The following is a 19,289-nucleotide window of genomic DNA, read 5'->3' on the forward strand; positions in this document are numbered from 1 at the left end:
TCCTTATGTTTCCCATTTAATAACAATACTGTCTCCCTCGTGGAGAACGTCCATAAAGCTTGCGTTCTGACCGTTTAAGGTAAGTATCATATTTCCGCTTGGAGGCGGGTCGCTGATGTCGATATCCGCAAGAGCCATAAGCTCAATAAACTCGTGGGGTGAATTGTCGGTACGGGGTTCAAGACGGGTGGGTCTGCCGTTAAGGGTAACGGTTATGCTGCCCGAGGGATCATCGGGTCGAGCGGAAGTATCGGCAGGGGCAGGCTCGGGAGCAGTTATGGGTATTCCCGAAAGGGTCTGGACGGTGCGGCTTGCCTTTTCATCCTTGAGGGCGATATCACGTGCGGCATTGGGGAGATCTTCCCTTGACGCCTGCTTGTCCTTTGTAACAAAGGCGTCATTCTCCTCGAGAACGTAATCCTCCTTTACAAGCCTGTCGTTCTTGAAAAAGGCAATTCCCGAGCAGTCATAGGGCAATGACATTATAAGGTCGCCCAGGGTCTCTATGGACTCTATCTCAATATTATCGTAATTCTGAACGCTGTAATTGCCCGTAACAACAGCTCCATTGGCACGGACAGTCCTGCCGAAGGTGTATTCCTCGCCGTCAATGATGACCTTCTTTGTAAATACCTCGCCTGCAATGTCGCTGACGGTAACTGCGGCATTTGCGCCAACGGTGGCAGGGGTGAACTCAATATCGTCCCCGGGCTTTACGGTGTATTCAAGGGTTGCGGGGAGACCATTTACCATTATCTGTGCAGGTGTGGAGGTCTCGCCTCTGAGGCTCTGCTTTTCGCCGTTTAAGGTGAAAACAAGTCCCCTGCCCGATTTTCCGATTATCTGAGGTGTCTGGAAGCCTGCATTCATAAGCAGGTCTGCGGCGGTGACGGTCTTGGTGTCGAAAATGCGGAATTTTCCGCCGTTGAGGGTCACCTGAGAGAACTCATAGCCCTTCTGGAGTGTGGCGGTAATTCCAATTCCGATAGGAGTCACAAACTCGGGACCCGTGAGCTTTACCTTTCCGAGATTTATATTCTTCCGGTAATTCTGACCGCCTATAGCCACACGGTTTTCGGGTATCTGAAGCTTTTCGGCAACAAGAGAAGTCAGCTCGGGGATAAGGCTTCCGCCGCCTACAAGGAACACCGCCGCAGGAGCGGAGCCGTTGGCTTCGAGTATATTATCCGCAATGGTGTCCGCAAGCTGGTCGACCGCAGGGAAAAGCCCCGAGAAAAATTCGTCCGACTTTATGGTATGCTCAAAGCCTAAAATATCCGTAAAGCTTACGTCCTCGCCGGGAGGTGTGAGCTTCATATTTTCGGCTGTCTCAAAATCAACAAGGTATTTCTGAATGATATCCTCGGTTATCTCGTCGCCTGCAATGGTAGCCATTGCATATGCCACAATGCTGCCGCTGCGGGAAACGGCTATATCCGTAGTACCTGCGCCAATATCAACAAGGGCGATGTTTATGAGCCTTACCTCGGGGGGGATTATCACATTCATAGCGGCGATAGGCTCAAGGGTCAGACTGCACACGTCCAGCCCGTTCATATCCATAACGGTGTAAAGGCTCTCCACCACAAGGCTCGGCAGGAATGCGGCGATAAGCTCCACCTCAACCTTCTTGCCCTTGTGACCTAAAAGGCTCTTTATGGGGTAATCGTCCAGAGCATATTTGATAACGGTGTGACCCACGCAGTAAAAGGTAGTTCCCTCAGCGGTGCTGTCGCTGTCAAGCTCGGACTGAGCCTTTGCCACCGCTTCAAGTTCCAGAGATTTGAGCATATTCTCGGTAATGCTTTCCCTGCCGTCAAGCTCGGTCTCAACCAGAGCACGCTTGGTTTTAAGGGCACGTCCTGCAGCAGCGATAGCCACCTTTGAAAGGGTCATCTCTGCCTTTTCCTCAAGGGCGGCTTTCACCTGACTTACGATCCTCGAGGTCTCCACGATATCCTCGATCTGACCGTCCAGCATAGCACGGCGCTTGTGAGGAACGGAAACAGCCTCGCTTACCGTAAAAACGCCGTCCTCCATATGCCCGATAACGCCCACCACGTTTCGGGTGCCTATATCAAGGGCGAAGATATCGTTCTCGCCCTGGGGGGATTTCTGCGCCTTGCGTATCACCGAAGCGCCCTGAGCTTTGCTTTTAGGCATTTTTATCATTCCTTTATGTAAAAAATTGTAAAATATTTTCGGTCGGCGGCGTTTTTTGCACTTTTCTGCCGCAGAAAACAGTATTCTCTTTTATTATAATATATTTCCTTGAAATTTGCAATATTTTTCTTGGGGTTAAGGCGTAAATTTTCGCTTTATTTTTGCCGTTTAAAGCTTCGGGAAAATTTTTTTGAGAAATTTCAAAAAAACTCTTGACAAGAAGATTTATATGTGATATAATAGCATAGTCGGTTGATGAGACCGACAGATAATATGCGAGAGTGCTGGAATAGGCAGACAGGCACGTTTGAGGTGCGTGTGTCTTTGACGTGTGGGTTCAAGTCCCATCTCTCGCACCAAAGTTTAGTCCGCAGACTGTGATAAAACGGTCTGCGGATTTTTTGATTTAATTTGACAAAATATGCCGTATATGATATCATTAAATTGGCTGTCAGCCCCGAAAGGGGGTGTATGATCCAATGACAATAATCTCGTTTATCTTGTCTGTATTGGCAAGTGTAGTAGCTTACTACATATGCAAATGGTTGGACAGTGACAAGTAAATGACAGTCACCGGCCTAAAGGTTTGCCGCCTTTCAAAATAAAAGGCAAGCCCCCCTCGGAAAGCCACTTCTGAGGGGGGCATTTGTGTATGCCTCTGACAATAATCTCTATACTTATATTATATACTCAATCTTCCCGAATGTCAATACCCATTCCGGGATTTTTTATGTACTCTTTCAAAGCCCCGATAAGCGCATCTATCTCCTCATCTGTGCCGATAGTGATCCTCAGATGGTTATCTATCCTGGGCTTGTTGAAAAAGCGCACGTAAATGTCTTTAGTTTTAAGGAAAGCGCTGATATCCGCCGCTCTGTATTTGGGGTGAGAGGCAAAAAGGAAATTGGTGCTGCTGTCCTTAACGTCAAAGCCCATTTTTCGAAGCTCATCGGTAAGCCTGTCTCTTGTTCTTATGATCCTGTCCACAGTAACTCTGAAATACTCCTCGTCTGCGATAGAAGCACAGCCTGCGGCAATGGCAACGCTGTCAACGGGATAGGAATTGTAGGAGTCCTTAGCCGCCCTGAGAGCGCCGATAATGTCCTTTCCGCCAAAGCAGCAGCCAATTCTCATACCCGCCATAGAGCGTGATTTGGAGAAGGTCTGCACCACCGCAAGATTGGGATATTCCTTTAAAAGGGGCAGAGCCGAAACGCCGCCGAAATCCACATATGCTTCGTCGGAAATAACAACGCTGTCGGGATTTGCGTCAAGTATCTCCCGCATAAAATCAAGATCTCTGCCAATGCTTGTGGGGGCGTTGGGGTTGCAGATGATAACGCCGCCGTTTTCACGCTTGTAGTCCTCGGCTCTGATGTTGAAATCCTCGTCAACGGGAATAAGCTCATAGGGGATTTTCAGCATACTGCACCATACGGGGTAAAACGAGTATGTAATATCGGGGTAAAGCACAGGCTTTCCCGAATTGAAAAATGCTCTGAAGCAAAGCGCAAGCACATCGTCCGAACCGTTTCCGATGAAAACATTCTCCTCGGAAAGCCCCGCCCTCTCCGCAACCGCACTTACAAGGGGAGTTGCGTCTGCATCGGGATATTTGTTAAGCCCCGCTGCCTTGAAGCTGTTTATCGCCTCAATGACCTTTGGAGAGGGGGGATAAGGATTTTCGTTGGCATTGAGCTTTATAAAATCCGCCTTTTTAGGCTGCTCCCCTGCCACATAGGGGGCTATGTCAATAAGATTATCTTTCCAGTTACCCATAATGTTAACTTCCTTTCAGAAAAAGCTATAATCATTATATCACATTTCTGAGAAGTGGGCAAGAGAGAAATTATTTTTTTAGATCAACAAAACCATAAAAATCAATCCCATATTAAAAACCCTTCCCGAAAATCTGCACCGCAGGCACTCAACCCCCTTGACAAATCCGCATATTTGTAGGATAATATAAGTTGGATAAATGTATAGAAAGGAACTGCGGATAATGAACGGTGACAGGCTTAATATCGCATATATCGGAGGAGGCTCCTGCAACTATGGCTGGAAGCTTATCCCCGAGCTTGCGGACATAGATCTGTGTGCAATGGTGAAGCTTTATGATATAGACAAAACCTGCTCCCTCGCCAACGAGGTGATAGGAAACAATATCCACGACAGAGGAAATACAAAAGGAGACATTGTATATCTCGCCTGCGACGAGGCGGAGGAGGCTCTTAGAGACGCCGATTTCGTAATTCTCGCCTTTGAGCCGGGAGGACTGGATGAGCAGGTGAGCCAGCTCCATCTTCCCGAGACCTACGGAATTTTTCAGACAGGCGGAGAAAATTCGGGGCTTTCCTCAGTCATAAGAGCGCTTAAAATAATGCCCCTCTGCGCCGAGTATTCCCATATGATAGAACATCTCTGCCCCAACGCCTGGGTCATAAACCTCTGCACACCTATGGCGGAGTGTATGACCGTTCTCCACAACGAATTTACCGAAATGAAGCTTGTGGGAGCTTCTTCGGACACCTTTGCCGCCAGGGAGCTTATCGCCACAATGGTCTGCGAGAGCAAAGAGATAAGCGGAGTGCGCAGGCGTGACATAAAGACAAATCTTCTCGGAATAAGCGGATTTTCCTGGTTTGACGAGCTGTCCTACAATGGTGAGAGCCTTATGCCGATGTTCAGGGAATATGCGGAAAAATACGGCGACTCGGGCTATGAGTTTCGCATAAATGAGTATAGGACCAATCCCGACGCCGACGCTCATCGGGTAAAATTCGACCTGTTTCTCCGTTTCGGACTTATACCTGCGGTAAACGACCGCTCCGCCGCCGAGTTCTGTCCCCCTTGGTACACAAAGGACAGCAAGGAAATGGCGGCGTGGAAATTCTCCCCTATGACCGTAAATTACAAAAAGAGAATGTTAGGTGACAAGACCTCAAAGGTCAAGAAATATATGAATGGAGAGGTTTTGCCCAAGTCCGTTGACTCCACCGAAGTCCCCGAAATGATACGTGCGCTGTGCGGCGGCGGAAATCTTATTTCGGCGGTGTCCCTTCCCAACAAGGGACAGGTGGAAAATCTCCCCGAGGGAGCTATTGTAGAGACAAACGCACTCATAAGCTGCGGCAGCGTAAGAGCCGTATGTGCAGGCAGGCTCCCCGACAGCATTGCGGGGCTGTCCGTCCGCCACGTTTACAACAGAGAGGCTGTAGTAAAGGCGTTCGAGGAACGTGACCTTGACATTGCCTTCAATGCGTTCCTCAATGACCCGCTTATGACCTGCGGACTTACCGAAGCCACCGAGCTTTACAGGGAATTGCTTTCGGCGGTAAGGACACATCTGCTTTATTATTGTGAGTAAGCGTCAGCGGGTGTCGACCTGCGAATTTGCCGGGATTTGCAGTTTAGTCTCCGTGCCGATGGGTATAATAGTCTCTCAAATACTCTATGATGAAACAAACAGGAGGAACATATGGAGCTTTGCAATAATTGTTCTGATATTCAGGATATTATGAATTCTGCAGCTTTGGTTTCAAAAAAGAGTGCGCTTGATGGATTATATGCATTAAAAGAGACGTATCCGCTGCTTAAAAATGCATACCAAAGCGGAAGACGTGTTCTGTATATGTCCGACTGTAATTTTGAAAATTTAATGGAAGAGGTTGGTTGGGAACGTTATTATACATATCTTACATATTTGAAATGTCCGAAATGCAATAAATATTTTTATTTGGGAATATGTGTTCGGGGAAGACCTGTTTTTAAAATTATGGATAACCCGCCCGATAAAGATATTTTCTGCAAGTCGGCAGAAAGAGAAGAAAAAAGAATATATATGTCAGATGAAGCTAAATGAGCCGACATATTTGCACCGAATAGATCCATTACGAAAAAAGTGAGGTAAAATAAAATGACAAGCTGCTACGATAACAGAGAGCTGAGCTGGCTTAAATTCAACGTCAGAGTGCTTGAGGAGGCAAGGGACAGATCCGTACCCCTCTGCGAAAGGCTTCTGTTTTCACAGATATTCCAGTCTAATTTAGACGAATTTTTTATGATAAGAGTAGGCTCTCTCTGCGACAGAGTCCTCGTTGACGACAACAAGGAGGACAACAAAACGGGTATGACCCCAAAGGAACAGCTGAAAGCCATTTACAGCCGTGTGAAAGAGCTTGTTCCCGTAAAGGACGAGGCATATTTTGCCACCATAAAGGAACTTGAGGAAATAGGCATTGAGCACGTGAAAATATCCTCTCTCACCGCCGAGGAGGAAGGATATCTGAGAGCCTATTTCAATTCCGAGATACGCCCCCTTATCTCCCCTCAGGTGGTGGATAAGCGTCACCCATTCCCATTTCTGAAAAACAAGGAAATTTACGCTGTAACTCACCTTGAGTCCAAAAACTCCGTAAAGCTGGGCATAATCCCCGCAGGCGGCAGCTTTTCACGTATCATTCCCCTGCCCGACAAGAGCCGTTTCAGATTTTTGCTTGCGGAAGATGTTATTCTTCACTACTGCGGCAGCGTTTTTGAGAATTACCGTCTCCTTGACAAGGCTCTTATCCGCATAACCCGAAATGCAGACATCAATATGGAAGAGGGGCTTTACGACCATGAGGTCGACCTGAGACAGGTTATGGAAGAGCTTCTTAAAAAGCGGAAAAAGCTTGCTCCCGTCCGTCTCGAGGTATCGGGAGACTTAGGAAAAGAAGCCACCGAATTTCTCTGCCGTCAGCTGGAGCTTGACAGCCACCAGATAAGCTGCTGCACCGCTCCCCTTGATATGAGCTTTGTATTTTCTCTCCGCAACAGGATAGAAAAGGCTCACCCCGAGATGTTCTTTGAGCCGGTTTTCCCCCAGCGTCCGGCAATGATAGCCCAGAATGTGCCTATGATAAGCCAGATACTCCGCAGGGATATCCTGCTTTCATACCCCTATGAGAGCATACGTCCCTTCATTCAGCTCCTTGTGGAGGCAGGAAACGACCCCGATGTTATATCCATAAAGATAACCCTCTACCGTGTGGCATCAAACTCAAAGATAGTTGAGGCTCTCATAAATGCCGCCGAAAACGGCAAGGAGGTTTTCGTGCTTGTGGAGCTGAGAGCCAGATTTGACGAGGAGAATAACATCGAATGGTCGAAACGGCTCGAAAGAGCAGGCTGCAAGGTAATGTACGGCCCCGAAAATCTTAAAGTACACTCCAAGCTTATGCTCATCACCCGTAAAAACGGCTCCGAGCTTCAGCACATCACTCAGATTGGAACAGGCAACTACAACGAAAAGACCTCCGAGCTGTACACCGACCTTTCCCTTATGACCGCCGACCCCGAGATAGGCGAAGAAGCAGGAACGGTATTCAACGCTCTGTCAATCGGAAATCTTGTGGAGAACACTTCACATCTTTTAGTCGCTCCTCTTTCGCTCCAGAACAAGATAATCGACTTTATTGACGGGGAAATTGCTGCTGCAAGAAGCGGCGAGGGCGGATATATAGGACTCAAGCTCAACTCCCTTACGGATAAGCTGCTTATTGACAAGCTTATCGAAGCAAGCTGTGCAGGTGTTAAGATAGAAATGGTGATACGTGGAATATGCTGTCTCGTTGCGGGAGTTCCAGGTATGACCGAAAATATCACCGTAAGAAGCATTGTGGGCAGGTATCTTGAACATTCCAGAATATACATATTTGGTCAGGGCACCAAAGGCGACCACGGTGATAGGCAGCGTATCTACATCTCCTCTGCGGACTTTATGACCCGAAACACCCTGAGACGTGTGGAGGTCGCAGCTCCCGTAAAGTCTCCCGAGCTCAGGAAAAGGGTGCTTCACATTTTTGATATCCTGCTTCGTGACAACGTTAAGGCAAGGATACAGCTTCCCGACGGAAGCTATGAGCGGATATCTCCCAAGGAGGGAGAAGAACCTCTTACCGCCCAGCAGTATTTCATTGATGAGGCTGCCGGGGCTGCGGCTGCTTCCGCTCTGAAAAAGCCTGTTAAGGTGAGGGTGAGACGGAGAAAGAAGGTCGGAAGGTAATTTTGATTTCCGGTTCCAATTGAAATAATGCACGTTTTAAAAGTATGACATAAAAAAGCACCCTGTTCCCAAGGTGCTTTTTTATTCAGCTTTCAAAAACGATAGTATTTCCTTTTGCTTTAAAATTAACGGGAATGTCACCGTGTATCATTATCCAGGGCATTCCGCCGTTTCCGAAACAATTACGGGTCTTTTCAACCACAAAGTCAGAAGTACTGAAAAGCCTGTGCTCCGAATCAATTATTTTAAGTATTTTTGAATCAAGGAAGTTTCCGTTATACTCGGAACAATCTAATACAGTATCGTTTCCGATTTTTGTTGCATTAAGTATCATACACATAATCATCACTCCTTGAAAATATATAGATCATTTTTTACATTTTTAAGCTTAATGTCATTATTTTTAAGTCTGAAAACTGCGTCACGGTATAAGGTCATTCGTTCGGAATAACTCAGACCTGGAGTGAATTTTGCTGCTCTAATGCTGGCTTGTGCTTCTTCAAGCACTTCGTCAGGGTTGGTTTTCCCGGCTAATGCAGCATTTCTGTGTCCGATCAGCTCATGAGCTATTGCTCCGTGCATTGAAATATTGCTGTTTGCATTTTTCTGACGTTCACTTGACGGAAAAACATCAGTACCTATCCTGAGCAGATCAAAAGAACATCCATAGCCTGTGCAGTCATAATCAACATAATAAATTCTCTCCTCGGGCATACCCAAAGAAACTGCATATTGTTTTACTTCAGCAAATTGCTCTTCTGTCAGCGGCACTTCATTTCTTCGCCCGCCGGTGTTTACTTTCAGCATTTTGTCACTCCCCACCTTTATCATACCACTCACGCCGCTATTTGTCAAGCCTGCCACAATACCGAAACAATTCTTTTGCGTTATATTGCCATACAATCGCCCTTGTGCCTGTCGGTAATTTTGTTATTATCGCTATTGAAAAACGACAGCGTATGATGTATAATATATTAGTATAGGAGAATATGCTTATTTGCCGTGAGTTACTTGCGGCGGATCGGAGATAATTTATGGCATATCAGCGTTATGATAAAAGTAAAGGAAGAAGCGGCGGCAGAAAGGACTTTTCCTCAAAGCCCAAAAGCTTCACAAAGCCCGAAAGAAGCTTTGACGAACCCGAAAGGAACATTCCCGACGCTGCCGACAGAGAAGAGACGGCAGGTCTTATCGTGGGCAGGAACCCCGTTATGGAGGCTCTCAAATCGGGCAAGGCTATCGACACCATCTATGTCAACAGCGAGGCAGGTGGCAGCATAGGCGCTATCACCCGCATCGCCAGAGAAAAGGGCATTGTTATAAAAAATGTCAGCGACCAGAAGCTCACCCAGATGTGCGCAGGAGCATCTCATCAGGGCATAATCGCCTCGGGAGCCTGTGCGGAATATGTTTCCGTTGAGGACATTCTGAACATTTCAAAGAAAAAGGGCAAGGCTCCCTTTATCATAATCTGCGACGAGATCGAGGACCCTCACAATCTTGGCGCAATAATCCGAACCGCCGAGACCGCAGGCGCAGACGGGGTGATAATCCCCAAGCGCAGGAGTGCGTCACTTAACGCCACCGTTTACAAGACCTCCGCAGGAGCCGCAAGCTGGCTCCCCGTTGCGAGAGTGGCAAATCTGGGTGCGGCTATGGACGAGCTCAAGAAAAACGGCGTATGGATATACGGCACCGACGCATCGGGCAGCGATTACACCGAAGCTGACTTTACGGGTCCCGCCGCATTTGTCATCGGCTCCGAAGGCTTCGGCATAGGAAGACTTGTAAAGGACAAGTGCGATTTTCTTGTCAAGCTCCCAATGTTCGGAAAGATAACATCTCTCAATGCCTCTGTTGCCGCAGGTATTTTTATGTACGAGGCGGTAAAGCAGAGAACGGCGGCAGGAAAGTGAGCCGTCACGCCGAAAACGAACTCACAAGCACGTATAAATAAAGTCTGAAGGCCCACATCTTCAGACCGGGCTTTGTTTATTCGGTAAAATGCTCAATAAACAAATCTCCGAGAAAGGCAGGGTAATAAATTTGTCTGATAAATTTTCCCTTGACGAAATACTGAACGAATACTCGGGCAGTGACGGAAGCTCGTCGGGTCAGTCCTTAGACGACATACTAAACAGCTATCCCGCCACAAAAAACTACGAGGATTCTGGGCTTGCAGAGATCTTTGACAGCAGAAGCTCCACCACGGATATAGATCTGAGCGGAATAAACATCTCAATGCCGGGGGACTATCCCTCTCCCGAGGAAATAAGAAAGAAAAACGCTCCCGTATCTGTTCACGATATCCCCGAGGATCAGCTCACCGAGGAAGAACGGATAAAGAAAAGCAAGCAGATAGACTATGAGATAATAAGCGGTGATTACGACCGCAAATATATGCCCGACGACTTAAAGACCGAAGCCGAGCTGAAAGCTGAGGGAAAGCTCTCCGCCGATGAGGCTCCGGCCGATAAGGACAGGGCTTCAAAGAAAAAAGTGAAGGTAAAGCCTGCAAAAAAGAAATTCGGGCTTGACCTTGCCGATGGTCTGAAAGGAGTACATTCTTCCTTTGAGGACGATGATTTTGACAAAAAGTACGGCAATGCTCCCCTTTTCACCGCCGCCGAACGTGACGAGCTTATAGGCGAAGGTGAACACGAGATCCCCTTTGAAATAAAGCCCCCCGCAGGCACGAGCCTGTCGGAAAAGCTTGAAAGGGAAGCGGAATTTGCCGAGAAATACAATGACGTACCCTCTTCTGCTCCGAAGCACGAGCATAAGGTAAAGCCCGAAAAGGTAACACCTAAGCGTGAGGACGCATCATACCCCCTCCACGATCATAAAAATGACCCCTTTGACAAATATGCTGCCATCGATGACCTTGACAGTATTCTCGGTCAGTACGAAAAGATAGATCAGCCCCAGACCTTAAAGCGTTCCGAGACATCTCCCCTTAAAGGCTTCACGGATATTTTCAACAAGCTTATGGCAAAGGAAGAGGCAAGCGGCGAAGGCTCCGAGCTTCTCGAGGACAGCAGGAAGATAAAGCGCTCCGAAGGAGCTATCGAGAGGAAAAAGATATCCGATATCGACCTTGATCTTTCCGACAAGATGATACAGGACACCTCTCAGATAAACACCGACAAAACAAATGCCGAGCTTGAAAAGCTGAACGCTCTCAAGGAGCGCAGAAGCAAGAAGATAAAGGATTTCGTCCTTGTGGGGGACGAGGAAGAAAACACTCCCGACGAAGCGGCTCAGTCCGAGGAAGCCGAGGAACTTGAGGACTTTGAGAGTCTTGAGGACGCCCCCGACATCCAGAACCACATTGCAGGACAGAAAAGCAAGCTTGTTTTCAGACTTGTGATCCTTTTCGCCTGCTTTGCAGTCACCACATATATGGCTGTGGCAAATGATTTCAAGCTGCCCGTTCTTGACTCCTTCTCCCTTATCGACAAGAGAAACCAGCCCGATGTTTTCCTGTTCATAAACAGCGTTATCGGCGTGGTGGCAGGCTTCGTGGCTTCCCAGACCATTTCGGGCGGAATATCAAAGCTTTTGTCGGGCAAGGCTGACTGCGACTCCCTGTCGGCAATGGCGCTGATATCGAGCCTGCTTACATCAATGATATCCCTTGCGGACTCAAATATGGTGCGTGGCAGTTTCGTTTATATCTACACCCCCGTTGCAATAGGCGCACTCATATTCAACACCATAGGCAAGCTGCTTATAATCAGCCGTACCCAGCGAAGTTTCTCGTTTATATCGGGAGATAATGACAGATACGCACTTTTTGTGGTGAACGACGAGGAAACAGCTCAGAACTTCACCCGAGGCTCCCTGTCAGACTTCCCCGTACTGGCAGGTATGCAGAAGACCGAGGTCATCACCGATTTTCTGAAGACCTCCTATGCAGGAGACAGCACCGACCGCTTCTGCAAAATGGTATCTCCCATTATAGCCATAGCAGGACTTGTTCTGGGAGTTATCGCAGGACTGCTTGCAAGAGCCGAGCACGGCACAATGGGCGCATTCTGCGTGGGACTTTCCACATTTTCCGCCTGTGCCTCCATCTGCTCCTGCTTTGCAATGATGCTGGTGGTAAATCTGCCTATGGAAAAGGCTTCGGCAAAGTACGGCGCAAAGCAGGGTGCGATAATCGGATTTGACAGCATTGACGAGTTTGGCGATGTTAACAGCGTTATGATTGACGCCGCTTCCCTTTTCCCTCCCGGAAGCATTATCCTCAGAAATATCAAGTCTTTTCCCGACTCGAGCATTGACGAGGCTATCGTTGAGGCGGCAAGCCTTACAAGCCAGTCGGGAAGTATTCTCCGAAATATGTTCTACGATATAATCGTGGGCAAAACGGAAATGCTTGAACCTGTGGAAAGCTATATTTACGAGGACTCAATGGGACTTTGCGGCTGGATAAACAACAAGCGAGTACTTCTCGGAAACAGAGAGCTTATGCAGAACCACAGCATCGAGGGACTGCCCTCCATCGCCAAGGAAAGCGAGTATACCGACGGGGACAAGATAGCGGTCTATCTCTCCATTTCGGGACAGCTTTCTGCAATGTTCATCATCGAGCTTACCCCCTCATATCAGATAAAATCGGCTCTCAAGGAGCTTGAGAAAGGCGGCGTGGCAGTAATGCTCCGCTCGGTGGACTCAATGCTTTCGGTAAGCAGGCTTTCGGAGATGTTCGAGGTAACACCTGCGCTTTTCAAGCTTATCCCCTTCAGACTTCACCCCGATTTTGAAAAGACCACAGAATATGCCGCAAGACGTCCTGCCACCCTTGCCTGCTCGGGCAGATTTGCTTCCTTTGCCCAGCTTATCTTAGGTGCAAACCGCCTGAGAGGAACCATTTCCGCAGGCATTGCAATGCAGGCGGCGGAGATACTTCTGGGAATACTTCTCACCCTTGCCCTTGTGCTCCTGCGCTCAATGGCAGAGCTTACGGTGACGAACATATTGCTTTACAACTTTGTTTTTGTAATGCTTTATTTCCTGTTCCAGGCATTCAGAAAGGTATAAAATTAACGGAGCTGCCGGAATTTTTCCGACAGCTCCGTTATTATTTGGGCTGATAATTAGCAGATATTGATAAAGCGGGTAATACTAAGAACCAATTAAAAACTGTACAAAAAATATTCGTATCGTTACCGAGCCGTCTCCCTGCCGCCCGAATAAACTATAGAACGTACTCGCTGCGGGTCGTCACCCGCAAAAAAATCCTCCGCACACCAAAATGTACGGAGGAAAGGTATTTGCCGACCTACGGGAAATTAAGCTCTCACGTCAAGGATAGAGCCTATCTGACCCTGGACCTTGGGCATACTCTGAGCCATTTCAATGATCCCCTGAGCCTGGGTCTCCATTACATCCTGGGTCTTCTTGACCATAGCCGTGCTTACGGCATTTGCAAGCTGAGCCTGCTTCATACCTGTGGCCATAGAAGCAATTGCTGTAGGATCCATAAAAACACTTCCTTTCGGTATATAGGTTTACAGCGAAGCTGTAAATCTCATTATGACTGGACCTCGCTGATAACGCTTTTAAGCTCCTCAATTCCGGAAACTGTCTCGGAAACAAGCTCGGACGCAGCCTTTGCGCTGCTGTCGATCTGAGACGCATAGCCGCCGATGCTCTTGATCTTCTGCTCAATGGTGTCAGCGGAGCTTTTCGAGGTATCGGCAAGAGTTCTGACCTCCTGAGCGATAACGCCGAAGCCCTTTCCGCTTTCCTTAGCTCTCGAAGCCTCAATGGAAGCATTAAAGCCCAGGATACGTGTATTCATAGCAATATCCTGAATGACCTTTGCGGCGTCGTTTGCGGTCTTTACCTCGGAGACGCACTTGTCGGCTATCTCGGAAAGCTGTCTGAACTTTTCGTCCATAGCAGAAACAGCATTTATACAGTTTTCGGCAATGTCATTGACCCTGCGTATAACATCGCCGGCAGCGTTGATATTGCTGGAAAGAGTGTCATTATGCTCCTTCATCAGATAGCTTGAATACGCCATTGAAGAAATGTTCTTGGCAATGGTGTGAAGGAATTTTGCGGCAGCCTCCACCCTCTCCTTGGGAACGATCTTCACCTTTCTGAGAGCGGCGATGTATTCGTCGGGATCAATGCTCAGTTCCTTAGCTATCCTGCGGAATTTAGCCTCATCGGGCTTCTCGGTGAGCACCTGACCGCCGATAAATGAGCCTATAAACTCGCCGTTTACCATAATAGGAGCGGCAAAGTCCATAAGACCTGCGTGACAGGGGTATGCAGCAGCCTTGCCCGTGCGGTGAGTCTGCTCGCCGCCGTCACGGTCACACTTTTCGCATCTCTCGCAGCCAAGTCTTGAGCGGCGTGTGTATTTCATACAGAAGTCGGTGAAGTTGCTGCCCTTTGTCACGGGATTGCCGTCAGCGTCGGTGGTAAGAGCCGCCATACCCGTTACCTCGGCAAAGCCGTCCTGGATCTCCTGAAGTACCTGAACGCTTATCAGGTCGGTTAATTTAATGGAAGACATTATGTAAAACCTCCGTGTGAATAGTTCGGCATAAGGGTACTATAATGGTACATACTAATTTTACAATATTATCTTCCGTTTGTCAATGTTTTATTGGAATTTAATTGATATTTCGTGCAATTTTGACAAAATATCCCGCTGTAATATGATGATTACGGAAAATGAGTTTTCGCTCTCAGAAAATACGTTCCGAAATTTATAAGAATTACCTATTGCAATTTGTTTTAAACTGATGTATAATGTTATATGTATATTTATAGCTGTCCGAGGTGTCCGATTTGTATTATTGCTGCGGTATTTCCGACAAGGGAGCTGTCCGCACGCACAATGAGGACGCTTATCTTGTAAACAAAATAGTTTTATCAAAGGCTCAGATGGAGAGCGACGTCAGCGCTCCGTTTATAACCGCCGTTGCCGACGGCGTAGGCGGAGAAGCTTCGGGAGAGATAGCTTCAAGAATGGCTCTCGAGCTGCTTTCTTCCGTAAAGCCCGGGAAGCGCACCGATCTTCGTGCAAAGCTCCTTGCCGTCCACTCCAAGCTAAAGCGCTACGGCATTACCCACGGCAGCTCCGCCAATATGCAGACCACCCTCTGCGCCCTTGCAGTCGACGACAGCGAAAGAGCTTTCGTTGTGAATGTGGGCGACTCACGTATGTATCGTTTCAGAGGGGGCATAATAAAGCAGCTCTCCCGTGACCAGTCCCTTGTCCAAATGCTCTACGAGCAGGGCAAGATAACGGGAGAGGAGAAAAAAAACCACGCCCAGCGAAACGTCATATTCCCCGTTTTAGGCAATATCTCCGACGACCCCGACCCCTGCGTTACCGAGATAGAGGGGGGCATAAAAAAGGGGGACATCATCATCATCTGCAGTGACGGACTTTCCGATTACATCACCACAGGCGAATTTGAGGAGATACTTGCAATGCCAATGCGCCTGCCCAAGCGTCTCAGACGGCTTATCGACACTGCCATAGACAACGGCAGCACCGATAATATCACCGTTGTGGGAGTATCCGTCATCTGAGGAAAAAGTAGTAGATAAGCCCGTAGACCACCGAAGCGGCTGTGCCGTAAAGGATAACGGGACCTGCGATAATGAAAATTTTCGCTCCCAGGCCTAAAATATATCCCTCGGACTTAAATTCCACCGCAGGAGATGCAACGGCGTTTGCAAATCCCGTAACGGGTACAAGGGTGCCCGCTCCCCCGTATTTTGCCAGCTTTTCGTAAAGTCCCAGACCCGTAAACAAAGCGGATAGGAACACCAGCGTTATTGTGCACCAGGCAGCGGCAGTCCTGTCATCAAAGCCGAGATAGGAGTAAAAGTCGGTGATAGCCTGTCCTATGACGCAGATAAGTCCGCCTACGAGAAATGCAAGGGGCACATCACGCATACATTTTGAATTGGGCGAAGCCTTTTTCACCATTTCGCCGTACTGCTTCTGAGATATTTTCATAAAATGATCCCTCTTTTCGGTAAAATATTTTAATGTAAATTTATGCCGATTTCCGGCTTTAAATTATTTATATTATTTCCCGCATGCAAGCCAATATTCCCAAAAATAAAATGAAAAGGAAAATGACTTATGCTAAAAAACATTCTTTCAAACGAAACCTGCGCCAAGTGCAAACTGTGCTGTATTTTTGACAAATACGACGTGTGGGAGACCCCTGTCATCACAAGGGAGCTTTATAATAAGCTCTCGGCAGAGCGCCCCGACCTGAAAATGGTCTCAAAGGGCGGAAACGGCGGTTATATATTCAATATGGAGGACTGCTGGGACGATAAAGACGAGCTGTATCATTGTCCCGCTCTCGACCCGAAAACAGGCTGTACCTTAGGCGACAATAAGCCCTTTGACTGCCGCATATGGCCCTACAGAGTAATGGACTTAAACGGCGCAAGGGTCATATCCATCGCCTCGGTCTGCCCCGACCTTTATAAAAAGCCCTTAAATCTCCTTGTGAAGGAGCTTGACAGCGGACTTGCGGATATCATTTTTGCGGAAGCAGCGAAAAATCCGTCTATTGTAAAGCCCTATCAGCAGGGATATCCCATTCTTAAAGTAACAAACGAGCTGTGCAGCCAGAAGGTACGCCTTGCAGAGGTCACAAGAGGCGACCTGCCCTTCCTCTGCGACCTGTACAACCGTGCCGAGCTTCTTGACAGACTTGGCGCAGGAGAGCTTGACATTGAGGACTGGGACGAAGCCTTTGAACAATGGCGTGAGGACGGCGACGAGGAAGATTACGTGGTGTACTACGGTTCCGAGCCTGCGGGCTGGGTAAAGCTCAGCGGACTTGAAAGCGGAGAATGCGGCTGGATATCAATGCTTGTTATCGACCCCGAGTTCAGAGGACACGGAGTTAGCCGTGAATGTATCCGTCTTGCGGAGGAGATATTCACCGAAAAGGGTATCAACACCGCCGCAATGCACATCTACAGCACAAACACAGCCGCTGAAAAATGCTGTCTCAGCTGCGGCTATACCGCCGTTCCCGAGGACACTCCCGACGGCGAGACTGTTATGTATAAAAAGGAGAACCTTGATGAAAATTATCGTACCCTCTCATGAGATATTATCGGAAATAGACGGGGCAAAAATGCTCCGTAATATAGAGCTTTGCGGCAGGGTATGCTATAAGAGCGAGGACAGGATAACAGACGGCTCTGCGGAGAAATTCGTAGGAATGATACTGAAGTCGGGTCACGAGTCCGTCCTCGAGCACGAAAAGATAACCGTAAGATTTATCTGCGACAGAGGCGTGACCCACGAGATAGTCCGCCACCGCATAGCAAGCTACAGCCAGGAAAGCACCCGCTACTGCAACTATTCCAAGGACAAATTCGGAAATGAAATAACCTTTATCCGCCCCTTTTTCTGGGCTGAGGACGAGGAGAAATACGCTGTCTGGAAGGACACAATGCAGGAGATAGAAAACGCCTACGCAAAGCTTATCTCGCTGGGAGCAAAGCCCGAAGAAGCAAGGAGCATACTTCCAAATTCCGTAAAAACGGAAATAGTGGTAACAATGAACCTCCGTGAATGGCGGCACTTTTTCAAGCTCCGCACCTCCGAGCGTGCCCATCCTCAGATGAGAGAGGTGGCACTTCCGCTGCTTAACGAGCTGAAAGAACTTGTACCCGTAATTTTTGACGATATCAACGGAGCGGACGCTTCGTATTAAGTATTGAGGAGATAATCAAATGAGCCTAAACATTGCCATAGACGGCCCCGCAGGCGCAGGAAAATCCACAATTGCAAGGAAAGCCGCCGCAGAGCTGGGATTTATATATGTGGACACAGGAGCGCTTTACCGCTCTGTAGCATACTATTGCCTGTCAAAAGGAGCGGACGTCAGCGTTCCCGAAAATGTAGAAAAGCTGCTTCCGGGCATAACCCCCGAACTGCGTTTTATTGAGGGCGTTCAGCACGTTTTCGTAAACGGCAAGGACGTTTCGGACAGGATACGCACTCCCGAGGTGTCGATGGCAGCCTCAAAGGTATCTGCAATATCTGCGGTAAGAGCATTTTTGTTCGAGCTTCAGCAGAAGATAGCAAGGGAAAACAACGTAATTATGGACGGCAGGGACATAGGCACAGTAGTCCTGCCGAATGCCGACCTTAAAATTTTCCTCACCGCCTCCCCCGAGGCAAGGGCTGGCAGAAGATTTAAGGAGCTGAAAGACAAGCCGGACGCTCCCACATATGAGCAGGTGCTTGCGGACATCATAAAGCGTGACCACGACGACTCCACAAGAGCCGTATCCCCCTTAAAGCAGGCAGAGAACGCCGTACTCTGCGACACTACCGAATTTTCCCTCGAGCAGTCGGTTGAAATGATAATCGGTATGATAAAAAAACTTCTGTAAAGGACGGTAAGCTCAGATGAACGCATTTGTCAGATACACCGTAATGGGCATATACAAGCTGTTTTACAATTTTAAAATAGAAGGCCGGGAAAACGTCCCCGAAAAAGAGGGGGTAATAATCGCCTGCAACCACCGCAGCTACGCCGACCCCGTGGTCATCACAATGCCTATGAAACGCCCCGTTACATATATGGCTAAGGAAGAGCTTTTCAAGAATAAGCTTTTCGGCGCATTTATCCGATTCTTAGGCGCATTCCCCGTCAAGAGAGGCGCAGGAGATATGAAGGTCATAGACGACTGCGTTGAGATACTGGAGAGCGGCAGGAACGTGGTCATATTCCCCGAGGGAACACGCTCCAAGGAAAATAAGGTGGGCAGAGGAAAAACAGGCGTTGCCCTTATTGCCGCAAAATCGGGAGCAGACGTTCTTCCTATGGGCATAGTTTTCGAGGGAGAAAAGCTTCATTTCCGCAGCAAGCTCACTCTGAAAATAGGAAAGGTCATAAAGTCCGAGGAGCTTGACATCGGAGACGGAGACACAAAAAATCTGAAGAAAGTAAAATCCGTCATTATGAACGCCATAACCGAGCTGGTGGAAGGACCTGAACTCGAGGAAAATTCTGCCGAAACCGCTGAATAAACCCGAAATATATGGCAATAATACACA

17 protein-coding genes and 1 tRNA gene are annotated in these 19,289 nt (G+C 48.1%); 11 read left to right on the forward strand and 7 right to left on the reverse strand.

Going from position 1 to position 19,289, the window contains the following annotated elements; translation table 11 throughout:
• Window positions 1–3: 3 nt before the first annotated feature.
• Entirely contained in the window at window positions 4–2,163 is a 2,160-nt protein-coding gene (locus tag ACR0QN_RS05150; protein WP_432650126.1) for a cell division protein FtsA, read from the reverse strand.
• A gap of 275 nt (window positions 2,164–2,438) precedes the next feature.
• Here ACR0QN_RS05150 and ACR0QN_RS05155 point away from each other — a divergent pair.
• Window positions 2,439–2,522, forward strand: a tRNA-Leu gene (locus ACR0QN_RS05155).
• A 331-nt stretch (window positions 2,523–2,853) separates the two neighbouring features.
• Here ACR0QN_RS05155 and hisC read toward each other — a convergent pair.
• Window positions 2,854–3,942, reverse strand: a complete 1,089-nt coding sequence (gene hisC / locus ACR0QN_RS05160; RefSeq protein ID WP_432650127.1) for a histidinol-phosphate transaminase — start codon at window positions 3,940–3,942, stop codon at window positions 2,854–2,856.
• Between the two features lie 199 nt (window positions 3,943–4,141).
• On the opposite strand from hisC, the gene ACR0QN_RS05165 reads away from it, so the two are divergent.
• The 3 genes from ACR0QN_RS05165 (at window position 4,142) to ppk1 (ending at window position 8,209) form a co-directional block, all read left to right on the forward strand.
• Entirely contained in the window at window positions 4,142–5,530 is a 1,389-nt protein-coding gene (locus ACR0QN_RS05165) for an alpha-glucosidase/alpha-galactosidase (RefSeq protein ID WP_432650128.1), read from the forward strand.
• Between the two features lie 111 nt (window positions 5,531–5,641).
• Window positions 5,642–6,025 (forward strand): hypothetical protein, encoded by a 384-nt coding sequence (locus tag ACR0QN_RS05170; protein WP_432650129.1) that lies wholly within the window; start codon window positions 5,642–5,644, stop codon window positions 6,023–6,025.
• Between the two features lie 54 nt (window positions 6,026–6,079).
• Entirely contained in the window at window positions 6,080–8,209 is a 2,130-nt protein-coding gene (ppk1, locus tag ACR0QN_RS05175) for a polyphosphate kinase 1 (protein WP_432650130.1), read from the forward strand.
• Between the two features lie 85 nt (window positions 8,210–8,294).
• Here ppk1 and ACR0QN_RS05180 read toward each other — a convergent pair whose 3' ends face one another.
• Window positions 8,295–8,543 (reverse strand): hypothetical protein, encoded by a 249-nt coding sequence (locus ACR0QN_RS05180; RefSeq protein WP_432650131.1) that lies wholly within the window; start codon window positions 8,541–8,543, stop codon window positions 8,295–8,297.
• 11 nt (window positions 8,544–8,554) lie between these two features.
• On the reverse strand, window positions 8,555–9,073 hold the full coding sequence (locus tag ACR0QN_RS05185; protein ID WP_432650132.1) for a hypothetical protein: 519 nt from the start codon (window positions 9,071–9,073) through the stop codon (window positions 8,555–8,557).
• A 170-nt stretch (window positions 9,074–9,243) separates the two neighbouring features.
• On the opposite strand from ACR0QN_RS05185, the gene rlmB reads away from it, so the two are divergent.
• Entirely contained in the window at window positions 9,244–10,125 is an 882-nt protein-coding gene (gene rlmB / locus ACR0QN_RS05190; protein WP_432650133.1) for a 23S rRNA (guanosine(2251)-2'-O)-methyltransferase RlmB, read from the forward strand.
• 130 nt (window positions 10,126–10,255) lie between these two features.
• Window positions 10,256–13,255, forward strand: a complete 3,000-nt coding sequence (locus tag ACR0QN_RS05195; RefSeq protein WP_432650134.1) for a hypothetical protein — start codon at window positions 10,256–10,258, stop codon at window positions 13,253–13,255.
• 251 nt (window positions 13,256–13,506) lie between these two features.
• On the opposite strand, the gene ACR0QN_RS05200 is transcribed toward ACR0QN_RS05195, so the two are convergent.
• Window positions 13,507–13,698 (reverse strand): YjfB family protein, encoded by a 192-nt coding sequence (locus tag ACR0QN_RS05200; protein ID WP_432650135.1) that lies wholly within the window; start codon window positions 13,696–13,698, stop codon window positions 13,507–13,509.
• Between the two features lie 50 nt (window positions 13,699–13,748).
• Entirely contained in the window at window positions 13,749–14,744 is a 996-nt protein-coding gene (locus tag ACR0QN_RS05205) for a PocR ligand-binding domain-containing protein (protein ID WP_432650136.1), read from the reverse strand.
• A 278-nt stretch (window positions 14,745–15,022) separates the two neighbouring features.
• Between ACR0QN_RS05205 and ACR0QN_RS05210 the strand changes: the two genes are divergently transcribed.
• A complete protein-coding gene (locus tag ACR0QN_RS05210; RefSeq protein ID WP_432650137.1) occupies window positions 15,023–15,772 on the forward strand; it encodes a PP2C family protein-serine/threonine phosphatase in 750 nt (249 codons plus the stop codon).
• Here ACR0QN_RS05210 and spoVAC read toward each other — a convergent pair.
• Window positions 15,765–16,205: a stage V sporulation protein AC gene (spoVAC, locus tag ACR0QN_RS05215; protein WP_432650138.1), complete on the reverse strand. Its 441-nt coding sequence runs from the start codon at window positions 16,203–16,205 to the stop codon at window positions 15,765–15,767. The genes ACR0QN_RS05210 and spoVAC overlap by 8 nt on opposite strands.
• A gap of 129 nt (window positions 16,206–16,334) precedes the next feature.
• Here spoVAC and ACR0QN_RS05220 point away from each other — a divergent pair, with 129 nt between their 5' ends.
• Genes ACR0QN_RS05220 through ACR0QN_RS05235 form a run of 4 tightly spaced genes read left to right on the forward strand, consistent with a single transcriptional unit; the run spans window position 16,335 to window position 19,262 of the window.
• Entirely contained in the window at window positions 16,335–17,324 is a 990-nt protein-coding gene (locus tag ACR0QN_RS05220) for a GNAT family N-acetyltransferase (protein WP_432650139.1), read from the forward strand.
• Window positions 17,299–17,937 carry an FAD-dependent thymidylate synthase gene (gene thyX, locus ACR0QN_RS05225; RefSeq protein ID WP_432650140.1) on the forward strand — a complete coding sequence of 213 codons (639 nt, stop codon included), beginning with the start codon at window positions 17,299–17,301 and terminating at the stop codon, window positions 17,935–17,937. Before ACR0QN_RS05220 ends, thyX begins: the two co-directional genes overlap by 26 nt.
• Before the next feature lie 19 nt (window positions 17,938–17,956).
• Window positions 17,957–18,622, forward strand: a complete 666-nt coding sequence (gene cmk, locus ACR0QN_RS05230) for a (d)CMP kinase (RefSeq protein WP_432650141.1) — start codon at window positions 17,957–17,959, stop codon at window positions 18,620–18,622.
• A 16-nt stretch (window positions 18,623–18,638) separates the two neighbouring features.
• Complete coding sequence (locus tag ACR0QN_RS05235) at window positions 18,639–19,262, forward strand: lysophospholipid acyltransferase family protein (protein WP_432650142.1); 624 nt, start codon at window positions 18,639–18,641, stop codon at window positions 19,260–19,262.
• Window positions 19,263–19,289 lie beyond the last annotated feature (27 nt).

The sequence above is a fragment of the Huintestinicola sp. genome (assembly GCF_050874005.1).
Taxonomy (GTDB): Bacteria; Bacillota; Clostridia; order Oscillospirales; family Ruminococcaceae; genus Huintestinicola.

What these genes read in the sequence shown, in the direction of transcription:
- ACR0QN_RS05200 (WP_432650135.1), bottom strand. Translation starts at nt 13,698, where the DNA reads ATGGATCCTACAGCAATTGCTTCTATGGCCACAGGTATGAAGCAGGCT.
- ppk1 (WP_432650130.1), top strand. Translation starts at nt 6,080, where the DNA reads ATGACAAGCTGCTACGATAACAGAGAGCTGAGCTGGCTTAAATTCAAC.
- ACR0QN_RS05170 (WP_432650129.1), top strand. Translation starts at nt 5,642, where the DNA reads ATGGAGCTTTGCAATAATTGTTCTGATATTCAGGATATTATGAATTCT.
- ACR0QN_RS05205 (WP_432650136.1), bottom strand. Translation starts at nt 14,744, where the DNA reads ATGTCTTCCATTAAATTAACCGACCTGATAAGCGTTCAGGTACTTCAG.
- ACR0QN_RS05150 (WP_432650126.1), bottom strand. Translation starts at nt 2,163, where the DNA reads ATGCCTAAAAGCAAAGCTCAGGGCGCTTCGGTGATACGCAAGGCGCAG.
- ACR0QN_RS05165 (WP_432650128.1), top strand. Translation starts at nt 4,142, where the DNA reads ATGTATAGAAAGGAACTGCGGATAATGAACGGTGACAGGCTTAATATC.
- hisC (WP_432650127.1), bottom strand. Translation starts at nt 3,942, where the DNA reads ATGGGTAACTGGAAAGATAATCTTATTGACATAGCCCCCTATGTGGCA.
- spoVAC (WP_432650138.1), bottom strand. Translation starts at nt 16,205, where the DNA reads ATGAAAATATCTCAGAAGCAGTACGGCGAAATGGTGAAAAAGGCTTCG.
- rlmB (WP_432650133.1), top strand. Translation starts at nt 9,244, where the DNA reads ATGGCATATCAGCGTTATGATAAAAGTAAAGGAAGAAGCGGCGGCAGA.
- ACR0QN_RS05220 (WP_432650139.1), top strand. Translation starts at nt 16,335, where the DNA reads ATGCTAAAAAACATTCTTTCAAACGAAACCTGCGCCAAGTGCAAACTG.
- thyX (WP_432650140.1), top strand. Translation starts at nt 17,299, where the DNA reads ATGAAAATTATCGTACCCTCTCATGAGATATTATCGGAAATAGACGGG.
- cmk (WP_432650141.1), top strand. Translation starts at nt 17,957, where the DNA reads ATGAGCCTAAACATTGCCATAGACGGCCCCGCAGGCGCAGGAAAATCC.
- ACR0QN_RS05235 (WP_432650142.1), top strand. Translation starts at nt 18,639, where the DNA reads ATGAACGCATTTGTCAGATACACCGTAATGGGCATATACAAGCTGTTT.
- ACR0QN_RS05180 (WP_432650131.1), bottom strand. Translation starts at nt 8,543, where the DNA reads ATGATACTTAATGCAACAAAAATCGGAAACGATACTGTATTAGATTGT.